This window comes from Neiella marina (genome assembly GCF_002165625.1).
GTDB lineage: Bacteria > Pseudomonadota > Gammaproteobacteria > Enterobacterales > Neiellaceae > Neiella > Neiella marina.
This window is the reverse complement of record NZ_NGNS01000004.1, coordinates 1-14014: the sequence shown is the minus strand read 5'-3', so window position 1 is coordinate 14014 and position 14014 is coordinate 1. Positions and strand designations below refer to the sequence as shown.

12 protein-coding genes are annotated in these 14014 nt (G+C 48.8%); 10 read left to right on the top strand and 2 right to left on the bottom strand.

Annotated elements, in window-relative coordinates:
• The first annotated feature begins 1 nt into the window (after position 1).
• The 4 genes from CBE68_RS04760 to CBE68_RS04745 are packed head-to-tail and all read left to right on the top strand — an operon-like array spanning position 2 to position 4761.
• Entirely contained in the window at positions 2-454 is a 453-nt protein-coding gene (locus tag CBE68_RS04760) for a pilus assembly PilX family protein (protein WP_087504929.1), read from the top strand.
• Between the two features lie 10 nt (positions 455-464).
• The gene (locus tag CBE68_RS04755) at positions 465-4040 is read left to right on the top strand and encodes a pilus assembly protein (RefSeq protein WP_087504928.1); all 3576 of its coding nucleotides are present in this window, start codon (positions 465-467) and stop codon (positions 4038-4040) included.
• Positions 4037-4465 (top strand): type IV pilin protein, encoded by a 429-nt coding sequence (locus CBE68_RS04750; protein ID WP_087504927.1) that lies wholly within the window; start codon positions 4037-4039, stop codon positions 4463-4465. Before CBE68_RS04755 ends, CBE68_RS04750 begins: the two co-directional genes overlap by 4 nt.
• Complete coding sequence (locus tag CBE68_RS04745; protein WP_087504926.1) at positions 4462-4761, top strand: TapY2 family type IVa secretion system protein; 300 nt, start codon at positions 4462-4464, stop codon at positions 4759-4761. The genes CBE68_RS04750 and CBE68_RS04745 overlap by 4 nt, the downstream gene beginning before the upstream one ends.
• Positions 4762-4770: 9 nt before the next feature.
• Here CBE68_RS04745 and CBE68_RS04740 read toward each other — a convergent pair whose 3' ends face one another.
• Positions 4771-5364, bottom strand: coding sequence for a GspH/FimT family pseudopilin (locus CBE68_RS04740; protein ID WP_087504925.1), 594 nt, complete (start codon positions 5362-5364; stop codon positions 4771-4773).
• Between the two features lie 244 nt (positions 5365-5608).
• Here CBE68_RS04740 and CBE68_RS04735 point away from each other — a divergent pair, with 244 nt between their 5' ends.
• Both CBE68_RS04735 and CBE68_RS04730 read left to right on the top strand, forming a co-directional pair.
• Positions 5609-7222: an NAD+ synthase gene (locus tag CBE68_RS04735; protein ID WP_268234469.1), complete on the top strand. Its 1614-nt coding sequence runs from the start codon at positions 5609-5611 to the stop codon at positions 7220-7222.
• An 11-nt stretch (positions 7223-7233) separates the two neighbouring features.
• Positions 7234-7572 carry a P-II family nitrogen regulator gene (locus CBE68_RS04730; RefSeq protein ID WP_087504924.1) on the top strand — a complete coding sequence of 113 codons (339 nt, stop codon included), beginning with the start codon at positions 7234-7236 and terminating at the stop codon, positions 7570-7572.
• A gap of 69 nt (positions 7573-7641) precedes the next feature.
• Here CBE68_RS04730 and CBE68_RS04725 read toward each other — a convergent pair whose 3' ends face one another.
• Positions 7642-8400: an outer membrane protein assembly factor BamD gene (locus CBE68_RS04725; RefSeq protein WP_087504923.1), complete on the bottom strand. Its 759-nt coding sequence runs from the start codon at positions 8398-8400 to the stop codon at positions 7642-7644.
• Positions 8401-8524: 124 nt separating this feature from the next.
• Between CBE68_RS04725 and rluD the strand changes: the two genes are divergently transcribed.
• The 4 genes from rluD to pssA all read left to right on the top strand — a co-directional run bounded on the left by rluD (position 8525) and on the right by pssA (position 13877).
• Positions 8525-9496: a 23S rRNA pseudouridine(1911/1915/1917) synthase RluD gene (gene rluD, locus CBE68_RS04720; protein ID WP_087504922.1), complete on the top strand. Its 972-nt coding sequence runs from the start codon at positions 8525-8527 to the stop codon at positions 9494-9496.
• Positions 9468-10259: a peptidoglycan editing factor PgeF gene (gene pgeF / locus CBE68_RS04715; RefSeq protein WP_087504921.1), complete on the top strand. Its 792-nt coding sequence runs from the start codon at positions 9468-9470 to the stop codon at positions 10257-10259. The genes rluD and pgeF overlap by 29 nt, the downstream gene beginning before the upstream one ends.
• Before the next feature lie 66 nt (positions 10260-10325).
• Positions 10326-12896, top strand: coding sequence for an ATP-dependent chaperone ClpB (gene clpB, locus CBE68_RS04710; protein WP_087504920.1), 2571 nt, complete (start codon positions 10326-10328; stop codon positions 12894-12896).
• 123 nt (positions 12897-13019) lie between these two features.
• Entirely contained in the window at positions 13020-13877 is an 858-nt protein-coding gene (gene pssA / locus CBE68_RS04705; protein ID WP_087504919.1) for a CDP-diacylglycerol--serine O-phosphatidyltransferase, read from the top strand.
• Positions 13878-14014: the final 137 nt, after the last annotated feature.

Genomic DNA, 14014 nt, shown 5'->3' with positions numbered 1-14014 from the left:
CATGAATGTTGCTCACCAATCAGGTCTGGCACTGTTCACTACCTTGATTTTGCTGGTCATTATTACCCTAACGTCAGTGATGCTGATAAGAAACACCAGCTTTGAGACAAAGATATCAGGGGCTTATGCTGATCGTTTGGTCTCTGAGGGGGAAGTCTCCGGTGCAATTGATGCCATCGTCGATGCTGCTCGTGGCGGCGGAGCTAGCCCGTTTCTCGACGATGACGGTAGTTATCCGCTATCGCGAACGGCGGCCGATTTTCCTGACGTTGCAAATGACATTGAGCTGATCGTTGAAGTTCCAGGAGCTTGCCAGCGGGGAGAAAATGCTAACAGTCAAAACCTCAATTTGGTTTGTCGGCGTTTTGAAATTGACTCGTCTTTGAGTTACTCCCGCTCGGGAGCTGGGCAGAATGATGTTGCCACCGGAATAATCCATCCGATGACCCGATAAGAGGCCGACCATGAATAAACTTATCAAGCAAGTTGTAGTTGCCGGACTCAGTTCTTTAAGCGTGTTTGTTGCTTTGTCGGATGACATTGAACTCTATGATTATGCTGCCCGAATTGATTGGGGGATCCGTCCCAAGGTACTCATTATTTTCGATAATTCAGGCAGTATGGGGATTATTGAGGAAGGTACCTCAGGCTACGATCCCGACAAAGAGTACGGCTCGGTGCAGGGGCTAAATTCCTTTAATGACCGCTACATCTATTACACCGCAGAAGGAATCGACGAGACTTCTGCACCTGTTCCTGACTCGCCATCGGAAACGCGTCGTTTCCGCGAGCATATCAATGCTTGTGCCGCCGCCGTAGCTTCATTGAACACGGTCGGCTATTACGTTGGACGGTTACTGGAGTACGAACGGACCGGCAAGAATAAAGATACTTGGCAAGAAATGCCGGATAACGACGGTTCAAACCTGGAGCTGATTGACTGCCAAGACGATATCACCCTTGCCAATACTTGGAATGCTGATAATTGGCAGGACATCGATAAAGGTTGGTCGGGGGCTACCACTAATGGTTACCCGGTTGATGATCAAACATATCCTTATCAATCTGGCGTTGATGGCGTGACGCCGACCGGCAGCCCTGATTTGTTTAATTCTGCTTCTACCGTAACCCTTTATACCGATAACTACTTACGCTGGTATCACGGAGGTTGCGTTCTGAAAGCAGGTACCTCCGATTGCGATCCAGACGTTCCATCAGTGGAGTCGAAATCACGCTTACAGTGGGCCAAAGACGCAGTAAACAACGTGGTGTCATCGGTCAATGCAGTCGACTTCGGACTCATGGTGTTTAACATCAACGCATTTGATGAATATGCTCGAGATGGTGGCCGACTGGTTCTGAAAGTCGACGAATACGATGCCGAAACCGAATTTAGTCCAGTGGTCAATTCGCTTCAAGCCAACACCAATACACCGCTTTGTGAAACCATGTATGAGGCCTATCGCTACATTGCAGGCCTGAGTGTGATGTTTGGTGATGATGATGGCAAGCCTGTCATCAATGGTCGCGAACAAAACACGTACGACTACTCACCAAACTCACCTCCAAGGGACAGCAGTGCCGAAATTGATGGCATTTATGCCTCTCCATTTGACAAATGTGTGAATCAAATGACGGTCATTTTAGTGACCGATGGCGCCCCAACGGTCGATAGTGCAGCTAACACTTCAATTAAAGATGATTTCGGTATCACCTCGCCTTACGTCATGGGCAATGGTGTCGAAACTTATTTGCCGCCGTTGACTCAAGCACTATACAAAAATGACATTCTGTCCGATGAAGAGAACTACCCAGGTAAACAAACACTCAACACTTATATTATTGGCATGGGCGACATTACCTCGGATCCTGATGCGGTTGAAATGTTAACCGAGGCCGCTGTTGGCGGTTACTATAATGCCACTGATATGAGCACAGGATTGGAATCTGCTTTACTGGACATCGTTTATCAGACCTTAACCAATCAAGCGACTTATACCTCGCCCGCGGTGGCAACTAACAATTTTGATCGAACTCAAAATTTGGACTCGGTTTACTACGCCATGTTCTTGCCCACTAGTGCCGAAAGTAAGCTTCACTGGTGGGGCAACTTAAAAAAATACAAAGTCGTCGACGATGAGCGTATTGAAGACGTCAATGGCAACGCTGCGATGAGCGAGTTTGACGGCAATATCGTCGACACTGCGCACAGTTATTGGTCGTCAGCCGAAGATGGTGATGATGTCACCAAAGGTGGGGTGCTCGAACACCTCCAGAAGCGCGTCGCTGAACGAAAGTTCTATGCCGATTCAGGAACTCAGTTGGCGCTGATTGAAACCTTCGCTAACAATAACTCAGTAGCAGCGAGCTTGGGGGTTGAACAGGCTGAAGTAGCCGATTATATCAAGTGGATTCAGGGAGTTGATGTTGATGATGAAGACGGTGATGGCAGTACCACTGACAAACGGTCTCAGCTAGTTGCTGACATCTTGCACTCCAGGCCGCTGGCATTAAATTATGGCGGCAATGAAGCAAGCCAAGATGTTCGTCTTGTCGTTGGTACCAATGCCGGGGTGCTTCACATGTTCAAAGATAATGGAGGAACCGTCGAGGAATCCTGGGCATATTTGCCAAATGAATACTGGTCACTGCAAAAAGAATTAAGACACTATACTGGTGCCAGAAATTACTATGGTATTGACGGTTCGCCGGTGGCCTTTAGCTATGGCGACAAAGTCTGGTTGTACTTTGGTGTTCGTCGGGGCGGCAAAACCTACTATGCCATGGATATTACAAACCCCGATTCTCCATCATTGATGTGGCGAATCGACAACAATAGCAATGGCTTTGAACTGTTGGGGCAGACATGGTCGGAACCGGTCGTCACCTATGTGAATGGTATCGGCAAAGGTACTCCGGTGATGATCATTGCTGGCGGTTACGATACCAATAAAGATGCCCATCAAGTTGGGAGCGACGACTCAGTTGGTCGAGGTGTTTATCTTGTTAATGCGGCGACAGGGGCCTTGATTTGGAGCACCACGTCAGCCACATATTCGGGCTTTAAAGATAGTATGCCCGGCAAGGTCGCAGCATTGGACTCAGATCAAGATGGCTTGGTCGACCGTTTATATGTGAGTGATACTGGTGCAAACATCTTCCGAATTGATATGCCAACAGATGACAAGTCGACTTGGACAGTTCATAAATTTGCGTCGCTGGGAGATGTCGCTACTGAGCAAGATAGGCGTTTTTTCTATGAACCTGCTGTTGCCCAAACCGTTGTGAACATCAAAACAGAGACGGTGACCACTGACGACAAAGGCGCCATTTCGACTGTGGTTACCAACCAAACTGTTCCGTTTGACGCTGTCATGTTGGGCACAGGCAATCGGTCTCACCCCCTTGATGTGACGACCAATGATATGTTTTTCATGCTGCAAGATCGCAATGTTCAGACGGCTAGCTTAACGGATTCGGAAATTTCCGAGCGGGGCGGAGTGATTCAACTGACCGATTTGTACGACGCTACCGGCCAAGCTATTAATCAGAACAACACTGACTCTGAACGGCAGACTGAACTGCTGTCCTACGGACAAAAGCGCGGCTGGTATCATAAATACAGCGGTCTTGGTGAAAAGTCGTTATCAAGTCCGATTGTTATTGAAGGTACCGTTTACTATACAACCTATACGCCGGCAACCTCCGCGATTCAAATTCAACAATGTATCCCCGTTGGCCAGGGTCGTATCTACGGGGTAGACCTGCAGTATGGTTACAACGAATTTGAATGGGATCATATTGATACAGGTACTAATGTGCCAGATACGCCGCAGTTGTTTGCTGGCGAAAATAACGTCAGTCTCATTTGCGGTGGCTGCGAAGTCATCACTAAAACCGATTCTGGTGAGCAAGAAATGTGTATTGCTGATGAGTGTCAAACAGACAGCGATGGCACAATTGATAACCCAGATTTAATTGAAACACCGCTGCAACTAGCTCCTCAGCGAATTTACTTTTACAACAAGGAAGTGCAATGAATCGGCAATTGGGTTTTAGTTTGATAGAAATGATGGTTGCAGTAGCAATTATCGCTATTCTGACGACAGTGGCTTATCCCGCATACCAGCGATATGTTGCCGAAGGGACACGCTCAGAAGCGGCTGCCATCTTGTTGGAAGCGGCTGCAAGGCAAGAGCAGTACTACCTTGATTTTCATACTTACACTAGCAGCATGACAGCCCTAGGCTATGCCTCAGATCCGGTTGACTTCCCACTTTCTAGTGGCGCAAATGCCAATTACAAAGTTTCTGCCAGTGGCAATGCCAATACGTTTACTTTGACTGCTACTGCTATCAATAAGCAAGCATCTCGCGATTCCGACTGTGGCTCTTTGAAAATTGATCACTTGGGAACTCGTTCAAGCAACTCGGATGCAACTGATGTGAAGGGGTGTTGGCCATGATTAAAAATCTGCTAGTGCTTAGCGTGTTATTGGTTGTGTCAGCCGGAGTGAAGGCTGAGCGGACTTATGAATACAAATGCTGGCTAACGATGAGCGATGGCTCCGAAATGATTGCGATGGTGAGACTTGATACCAAAGGCAACCATGGTCAAGCGCGAGCTAAGCTGGCACGAAGTAAAGTGGTAGAAACTGCTGAAGGTGCTCGGGACTTTAAAAAGGTTCACGAATGCGTCGAGCTCTATAAGCCATTTACTAGTTCAAAGGCTCAGTCGCTTGATCAGCGTTCAGTTCGCTAGCGCTCGCCATTATTCGTTACAGGTCAGGATGTTTCCGTTTGAGTCTTCGTGGTAACCATCTTCGTTGGCATCGATGGTAGCTCGTGCCCGGCCAATATTCGACAGAATAATACCGCGGGCATATTTATTGTCGCCGGAAGAAGGGCAAAACACGAATGTTGCGGCAAAGCCTGCCGATAAGCCATCGGGAGTAAAGGTTACGCGGTCGCGGGTAGAGTCCTTGAAGGAGTTTTCCGAGCCAAGTGGGGCGCTTTGGGCTAATACCAATTCGCCACCGTCCAATTCGCCGACGTTGTCGCCGTCATCGACAAATACACTAATACCATCAAGCCAGTTACCATCACATTCATTGGTCGAAGACAAATGGCAAACAGTCACTCTTTTGCCCAGCGAAACTGCTTCGGCACGAGCAAAATGCATGTCCTTGTGAAGCATATCGATGGAACTTTCGGAGGTGTAGCGCTGTATTAGCGCGTTAAACCCAGGAATGCCGATCGTAATAAGGATGACGACGACTGCCACTGTGACCATGAGTTCAACCAGCGTGAATCCAGCATTCAATTTTGTCGAGCGACTTCTTGAGCCATCTATCAACTTTGACATCACTAACCTACTTATTACTTCTTCGTTGATGTCATGCCAGATTACCAGTTTTTGCCTTTGGTGTTTGGTTGCTAACGAAAATATTCGATCTGGTTCTATAGTCTATCGCTGGCAATAACAGTTATCTCTGTCGTTGGGTGGAATTACCAAGCATATTGATATCAGCCGTACCTTTTATCGGCTGCTTACTTTATCATTGCCAACACTTAGCAATACGCTGTTGGACAGGAGCAAAGAGGTAACCGTGTTAAACATTGCGATGGGGCAAATCCACTGCTGGGTGGGCGATATTGAGGGCAATGGCCAAAAAGTATTGGCGGCAATGCATGAAGCAGCCGAACAGGGGGCCGATATCATCCTGTTTCCGGAGTTGACCCTAACCGGCTACCCGCCAGAAGACCTGCTGTTGCGTGATGATTTGTATCAGCGAATTGACTCAGTTTTGGCAAAGATCAAAAGCCAAATGCCGGCCATTGATGCCTTAGTGGGGCTACCAACTAAGTCTGGCCAACTCTGCTACAACAGCCTTGTTTGGCTGAGTCAGGGCGAGGAACAAGCTCGTTACCACAAGCAACAGCTGCCAAATTACGGCGTGTTTGATGAAAAACGCTATTTTCAGCCGGGCACTGATACTTGCGTGATTGAGGTCAGCGGCCACAAACTGGGGCTGCTCATCTGCGAAGATGTGTGGCACCAGCAGCCTGCTAAAGCCACAGTGGCAGCAGGGGCCGAGCTATTACTAATTGCTAATGCATCGCCTTATCACACTAAGAAAACGCCAATGCGACATGGGGTGTTAGAGCGTCAAGCCGCCGAACTTCGCACTGGTATCGTCTACGTCAATCACAGTTGTGGCCAGGATGAGCTAATTTTTGATGGCCAGTCTGTTGCCATTAATGCTCAAGGCAAAGAAATTTATCGAGCGCCTGCTTTTGAAACGGCACTATCATTTGTCCATTTCGATGGCTCTGAGTTAATTGCTGCGCAACCGAGTGCTGATGAATTGGAGTTATTAGCGGAAGTCTATAAAGGCTTAACGTTAGCTGTGCGCGACTATGTCACGCGCAATGGTTTTGCCGGTGCAGTACTTGGATTGTCTGGCGGAATTGACTCAGCGCTGACCTTAGCCATTGCCGCTGATGCGTTGGGCGCAGATAAAGTTCAAGCGGTGATGATGCCGTTTCGCTATACCTCAGAAATGAGCATTGCCGACGCTGCCGAGCAAGCCGAGCTTATGGGCGTTGAATATGATGCGGTTTCTATTGAACCAATGTTCGACGCATTTATGCAACAGCTTGAACCCATGTTCAAAGACACTCAGGTCGATACTACAGAAGAGAACTTGCAGGCTCGCAGTCGTGGCGTGGTGCTAATGGCGCTGTCGAATAAACGTCGTCGTATTGTTTTAACGACAGGCAACAAGAGTGAAATGGCCGTTGGTTATGCCACCTTGTATGGCGATATGTGTGGTGGATTCGCGGTACTCAAAGACGTGCCAAAAACCATGGTGTTTGATTTGGCACGTTACCGCAACACCCTAGGTCGTGTGATCCCTGAGCGGGTTATCACGCGTCCGCCGTCAGCCGAATTAGCGCCTGATCAAGTCGATTCCGATAGCCTACCGGATTATGCAGACTTGGATGATATGATCGAACGTTACGTAGAGCAGGATGCCTCGCTGGCAGAAATAGTTGCCGCTGGCTACGATGAACAAGTTGTTCGCCGTGTGATTCGCCTCATTGACATGAATGAATATAAAAGGCGACAGTCTGCAGTTGGACCTAGAATTACTCCGCGTGGATTTGCAAAAGACCGACGAAACCCCATTTGCTCAGGTTTTGGCCGTGCAAACTGGTAAAGGAACTGAAAATGAAAAAAGTTGTAGCCATTATTAAACCGTTCAAATTGGACGATGTTCGTGAAGCACTGTCTGAAGTAGGAATTAGCGGACTGACGGTGACTGAAGTAAAGGGATTTGGTCGTCAAAAAGGCCACACCGAGATGTACCGCGGTGCTGAGTACATGGTCGATTTCCTGCCGAAAGTGAAGCTGGAAATTGTCATCGCCGATGAAGATGTTGAGCGTTGCCTGGAGACCATCGTCAATGCCGCTCACACTGGCAAAATAGGTGACGGTAAGATATTCGTCCAAAACGTTGAGCGGGCGATTCGGATCCGTACTGGCGAAGAAAACAACGACGCGATCTAGTTATTGCCAAAACCCAGACACAAAAAACGGAATCAATTGATTCCGTTTTTTATTGGCGTGAGCTATTGGTTAATTAACCATGCGATTTTCCGGGTAGTTCAGTTGCAGTACCCGTAGCGTATCCTGCCGCGCATCTTCCATTCCTAACTGCTTATAACTGCGAGCCATGATTTCAAGTGCTCGCTCAACCGATGGGGTGTCAGGCATGTATTCGAGGACGTATTTACCACGACCTAGCGCTGCAACATAAGCATCTCGCTCATAGTAATACTCGGCTACCATTACTTCGAAACGGGCCAGACGGTTTTTCAAAGCAATCATCCGCTTAGACGCATCCGGTGCATATTTGCTGCCCGGGTAATCACGCAATAGTCGTTCGTAGTCTTGGAATGCTTCGCGAATATTGTGTGGATCGCGGTCCGAGCGATCAATGCGGAACAGCTCTTGGAAGAAGTTGCGGTCTTCATCTTCATTGACCAAGCCGCGCATGTACAGCGCGTAATCAATATCTTTGTGAGTTGGATTCAAGCGGATAAAACGGTCAATGGCGGCCAATGCTGCTGGGTTATCTGCCACTGAATAATAGGCGCTAATCAAATCAAGTTGCACCTGATCGGCATGAGCACCAAACGGGTAGCGTGATAACAAAGCTTCGAAATGGGCAATAGCGCTACGGTAGTTACCGGAGTTCATTCGGGTCTTAGCTTCTTGATAAAGCTCTGCAGCAGGTTTCTCTGCGATTTTTTCTTTTTCTGGTGTCGATGAGCAGGCACCGAGTACCAAAGCTAATCCTAAAACACCTAATCCGGTTAGACGGGATAACAGCATGAACACTTCCCAGTAAATTCAATGATGGTTAAGGCTGAGTTTCAGCCCAGTTCCAGTTACAATGCACGGCATTCTAAACTAATCAACAGCGCGTTGTGAATGCGTTGTTAGACAGATTGAGATTATGGCGCAGGAATTTACCCTTACCGCACAAATTTCCACTGAACAATTTGGCCAGCGACTCGACCAAGCGCTGGCTGAACTATTCCCTGATTATTCAAGAACCCGAATCAAAGCTTGGCTTGATGAAGGGCGCATTGAAGTCAATGGCAAGGTGGCAACCAAAGCAAGAGAAAAAGTCAGCGGTGGCGAGGACATAGTGTTACACGCTCAGCTTGAAGATGAGGTACAGCATCAAGCCGAGGCGATCGAGCTCAATATCATCCACGAAGATGACGATATCTTAGTGGTCAATAAGCCTGCTGGCTTAGTGGTCCACCCCGGGGCGGGGAATCAACAGGGTACTCTGTTGAATGCGTTGCTGCATCATTGTCCTGAACTGGTTGAAGTTCCTCGGGCAGGCATTGTCCATCGGCTCGATAAGGACACCACAGGGTTAATGGTGGTCGCGAAAACTATTCCCGCTCAGACTCATTTGGTTGCCCGCTTGCAAGCGCGCGATATTACTCGCGAGTACGAAGCGATCGCAATTGGCTTGATGACTGCTGGTGGCACCATTGAAGAACCGATTGATCGCCATCCAAGTCGTCGCACAGCAATGGCTGTTCATCCATTGGGGAAAGAAGCGATTACGCACTACCGAATTGCTGAGAAATTCAATAATCATACGCGGTTGCGTTTGCGCTTAGAGACTGGCCGGACTCACCAAATTCGAGTTCACATGTCACATTTACATCATCCATTGGTTGGTGATGTGCTTTATGGTGGTCGCAATCGGCTACCAAAAGGTGCCAGCGAAACCATGATTGAAACCTTGCGCGGCTTTAAACGCCAAGCCTTGCATGCTGCTCGGTTGATTCTGGAGCATCCAATCAGTGGTGAGCAAATGGAATGGAAAGCCCCCATTCCAGATGACATGCAGCACTTAACCGAGGTATTGCGTGCCGATGCCAAGCTCAATCCTAGCGATATCTGAGTGCACTTTGGATGACTGGCAGCTACCTGAACAGGTAGCTGTTGTTCAAACCTATCGACATGGTGGCGTCAGTCAAACGCCATATGACTCGATGAATGTTGGACTCCATGTTGACGATGACTCTCAGGCTGTTGCGACTAATCGACAACGTCTGCAGCAGCGCATGCCGGGCTGTCAGGACATTCACTGGCTCAATCAGGTCCATGGCACACAAGTTTTTCATCTGAATAGACCACCGCGCATGACGCCCAATGCTGATGCAGCGATTAGTCGCGAGCCTGGTCAAGCTTGTACCATCATGACAGCGGACTGTTTACCCGTGTTGATTTGTGCCAACGATGGCTCTGAAGTCGCTGCTGCTCATGCTGGGTGGCGTGGTCTTGCCAATGGCATTTTAGAGCAAACCGTTAAAGCGATGGTGACGCCAGCAGATCGTTTAAGAGTTTGGCTGGGGCCATGTATTGGGCCAAAACAATTCCAGGTTGGCGCCGAAGTTCGCGATGTTTTCATTGCTCAATCACCACAAAACGCTGATGCATTTCAACCGTCAGTGAGTGGCAAGTGGTTGGCTGATTTGCAGCTGTTGGCAATGATGCGGTTGCTGCAGCTTGATGTTAGCAATATCAGCGCCGATCGTCGCTGTACCTATCTTCATCCCGAGCTTTTCTTTTCCTATCGCCGAGCTAGTCATGTCGATGATAAAGCGTGCAAAGGTGTGACCGGGCGCATGGCTTCTGCGATTTGGATTAAAGCCAACGCTTGAAACCGAAAACAACCAGCCCCATTTAATCATCAGACTAAATATTGAACGATGAGACGGGAGGTTGTTATGCGTCTGGATCGGTTTACCAGTAAATTTCAAGTTGCTTTGTCTGATGCGCAATCGATGGCGCTGGGCAGAGATCATCAATACATCGAAGCGACTCATCTATTTTTAGCGTTGCTCAATCAAGAGCAAGGATCGGTTCGACCATTATTGCAATTGGCCGGAGTGAATGTTTCGGCATTGCGTTCGCAATTGGCTGAACAACTTGACCGGGTTGCCCGAGTTGAAGGCACTGGCGGCGATGTTCAGTTAAACCATAGCTTAATCAACTTGCTCAACATGACTGACAAGTTGGCGCAAAAGCGCAAAGACAAGTTTATTTCCAGCGAAGTATTTGTGTTGGCCGCGGCTCAAGATAAAGGGGCATTCGGCGACATGCTGCGCAAACTTGGCGCAACACCAGAAGCCATTGAGCAAGCCATTGAAAAAGTTCGTGGTGGTCAAAAAGTTGATGATCCCAATGCTGAAGATCAGCGTCAGGCACTGGAAAAATACACCATCGATTTAACTGAGCGGGCAGAAGCTGGCCGGTTGGATCCTGTGATTGGCCGTGATGATGAAATCCGCCGCACGATCCAAGTGTTGCAACGTCGAACTAAAAACAACCCAGTGCTGATTGGTGAACCGGGGGTTGGTAAAACCGCTATTGTTGAGGGGTTAGCACAACGCATCGTCAATGGTGAAGTTCCCGAAGGTTTGAAGAACAAGCGGGTACTGTCACTGGATATGGGGTCGTTACTGGCCGGTGCCAAATATCGAGGAGAGTTTGAAGAACGCCTGAAGGCAGTGCTGAATGAACTCGCCAAAGAAGAAGGTCAGGTGATTTTGTTCATTGATGAGCTCCATACCATGGTTGGTGCCGGCAAAGCCGAAGGTGCCATGGATGCCGGCAATATGCTTAAGCCAGCATTGGCGCGTGGTGAGCTCCACTGTGTTGGTGCAACCACCTTGGATGAGTATCGACAGTATGTGGAAAAAGATGCTGCGCTGGAACGCCGATTCCAAAAAGTGCTGGTGGAAGAGCCCTCAGTTGAAGATACCATTGCTATTTTGCGGGGATTGAAAGAGCGTTACGAGTTGCATCACGCAGTTGATATTACCGATCCGGCTATTGTTGCTGCAGCCAGTTTGTCTTACCGCTACATTTCTGATCGGCAATTGCCCGATAAAGCCATCGATTTGATTGATGAAGCAGCATCTTCCATCCGTTTGCAAATTGACTCTAAGCCAGAGGATATGGATAAGCTCGAACGGCGAATTATCCAACTGAAAATTGAACAGCAGGCAGTTGCAAAAGAAAGCGATGAGGCCAGCAAGAAACGTCTGGCATTGCTGGAACAAGAGTTGGTGAAGCTCGATGCTAAATATCAAGAACTGGAAGAAGTTTGGCAGTCTGAAAAAGCGGCATTGTCTGGCACCCAGCATATTAAAGCAGAGCTGGAACAAGCACGGCAAGACTTGGAATTTGCCACTCGAGCGAGCGATCTTAATCGAATGTCAGAGCTTCAGTATGGCCGTATCCCCGAGCTCGAACGGCAACTCGATTTAGCCGCGCAGGCAGAAATGCACGAAATGACCTTACTGCGTAACAAAGTCGGCGAGGAAGAAATAGCCGAGGTACTGTCGCGGGCAACGGGCATTCCGGTGGCGCGGATGCTTGAAGGTGAACGCGACAAACTGCTACGGATGGAAGAGCAGCTCCACAAGCGTGTGGTTGGCCAAGGTGAAGCGGTAGATGCTGTTGCAAATGCGATTCGTCGCTCGCGATCTGGACTTGCCGATCCAGATCAGCCGATTGGTTCGTTTTTGTTCTTAGGGCCGACAGGGGTGGGTAAAACCGAACTCTGCAAAGCGCTCGCCTCGTTTATGTTCGATACCGAAGATGCCATGGTTCGGATTGATATGTCCGAGTTTATGGAAAAGCACTCGGTGGCGCGATTGGTTGGTGCGCCTCCGGGCTATGTCGGATACGAAGAGGGAGGTTATCTAACTGAAGCGGTGCGGCGCAGACCCTATTCAGTGGTGTTGCTTGATGAAGTGGAGAAAGCTCACCCTGATGTTTTCAATATCTTGTTGCAGGTGTTAGATGATGGCCGCCTGACTGATGGCCAGGGTCGAACTGTCGATTTTCGCAATACCGTGGTGATCATGACCTCGAACCTCGGCTCCGATCGTATTCAGGAAACAGCCGGCAAGGCCAGTTATGATGAGATGAAAGCGCAGGTTATGGATGTGGTGAGTCATCACTTCCGCCCTGAATTTATTAACCGGGTCGACGAATTAGTGGTGTTCCACCCCTTGGAACAAGAGCAATTGCGTCGAATCACCGCTATTCAAATCGAGCGGCTGCGTAAGCGCTTGGCAGAACGTGAGTTAAACTTAACCGTGTCTGATGCTGCGCTGGATAAACTCGCCGAAGCAGGCTTTGATCCAGTGTATGGAGCGCGACCGCTGAAGCGGGCAATCCAGCAACAGTTGGAAAACCCACTGTCGCAAGCGATCTTGCGAGGTCAGTACTCACAAGGTTCCAACATTATGATCGATTGTGACAACCAAGAGTTAACACTAAGCTAATCACAGCGTTGAAAAAAGGCCGTCGGATCGACCAGACCACGGCCTTTGTCAATTTCGTCGGCAAAAGCCTTGTGCTACCCTGTGCGACACATTTTATCCTTGTTATCTGGATTGCTGGTTTCAATGACAGAACATCATGAGAACGATGCCCATAAACCAAAGGGCATTTATTTACTTCCCAATCTGTTGACCACTGGCGGCTTGTTTGCCGGCTTTTACGCTGTTGTGGCCTCCATGAATGGCGATTTCAAATTGGCATCAGTGGCTATTTTTATCGCCATGATCTTTGATGGACTTGATGGCCGAGTGGCGCGTTTGACCAATACTCAAAGTGCATTTGGCGCCGAGTATGACAGCATGGCTGATATGTTGTCTTTTGGTGTGGCGCCAGCGTTGATTGCTTATAACTGGGGCCTTAATGAGCTCGGCAAAATTGGCTGGTTGGCGGCCTTTATCTTCGTCGCCGGTGCGGCATTGCGACTAGCTCGTTTCAATACCATGGTTGGCAAAGCTGACAAGCGCTATTTCCAAGGCTTAGCAAGTCCTGCTGCAGCGGGCATTATTGCCGGCGGTGTTTGGCTGGGGGCTGAACATGAACTGGATGGCCACAGTATAGGCTTTATCGTGGCTTTGATCACCATGGCCGCTGGTGCGTTGATGGTCAGCAACTTCCGCTATCACTCGTTTAAGGATGTTGACTGGAAAGGTCGAGTGTCATTCCTTGCCATTTTGCTAGTGGTGTTGGTCTACGTCATTATCGCGACTAATCCGGCCTTGGTGCTGTTTGCTATCTTCATGGCATATGCAGTGTCCGGCCCGTTCATTACTGTTCGCGGTGTTCGTAAATTAAAGATGGAGCACGTGGTCGGCGATAGTAAAGATGCTGACTTTTGTGAGAAGCAAAAGGCTGCAGACCAACAAACTGTTAAACCTGAGACGACTGACGATTCTGGTGATTCTAAAACGCCAGCAGATAAGTAACTGCGGTGAATAAAAAAGCCCCTGCATGCAGGCAATGCTGTTCACTTAAGAGGAGCGGCATTGCGGTTTACCGGATAACGGGTCTTGGATATTTTCACCGCCCTAGGCCTTGACGGCCTAGGGCGTTTCTCTATGAA

Excerpts from the sequence above, each read along its gene's own strand:
- CBE68_RS04760 (WP_087504929.1), top strand. The coding sequence starts at position 2 with ATGAATGTTGCTCACCAATCAGGTCTGGCACTGTTCACTACCTTGATT.
- CBE68_RS04755 (WP_087504928.1), top strand. The coding sequence starts at position 465 with ATGAATAAACTTATCAAGCAAGTTGTAGTTGCCGGACTCAGTTCTTTA.
- CBE68_RS04750 (WP_087504927.1), top strand. The coding sequence starts at position 4,037 with ATGAATCGGCAATTGGGTTTTAGTTTGATAGAAATGATGGTTGCAGTA.
- CBE68_RS04745 (WP_087504926.1), top strand. The coding sequence starts at position 4,462 with ATGATTAAAAATCTGCTAGTGCTTAGCGTGTTATTGGTTGTGTCAGCC.
- CBE68_RS04740 (WP_087504925.1), bottom strand. The coding sequence starts at position 5,364 with ATGTCAAAGTTGATAGATGGCTCAAGAAGTCGCTCGACAAAATTGAAT.
- CBE68_RS04730 (WP_087504924.1), top strand. The coding sequence starts at position 7,234 with ATGAAAAAAGTTGTAGCCATTATTAAACCGTTCAAATTGGACGATGTT.
- CBE68_RS04725 (WP_087504923.1), bottom strand. The coding sequence starts at position 8,400 with ATGCTGTTATCCCGTCTAACCGGATTAGGTGTTTTAGGATTAGCTTTG.
- rluD (WP_087504922.1), top strand. The coding sequence starts at position 8,525 with ATGGCGCAGGAATTTACCCTTACCGCACAAATTTCCACTGAACAATTT.
- pgeF (WP_087504921.1), top strand. The coding sequence starts at position 9,468 with ATGCCAAGCTCAATCCTAGCGATATCTGAGTGCACTTTGGATGACTGG.
- clpB (WP_087504920.1), top strand. The coding sequence starts at position 10,326 with ATGCGTCTGGATCGGTTTACCAGTAAATTTCAAGTTGCTTTGTCTGAT.
- pssA (WP_087504919.1), top strand. The coding sequence starts at position 13,020 with ATGACAGAACATCATGAGAACGATGCCCATAAACCAAAGGGCATTTAT.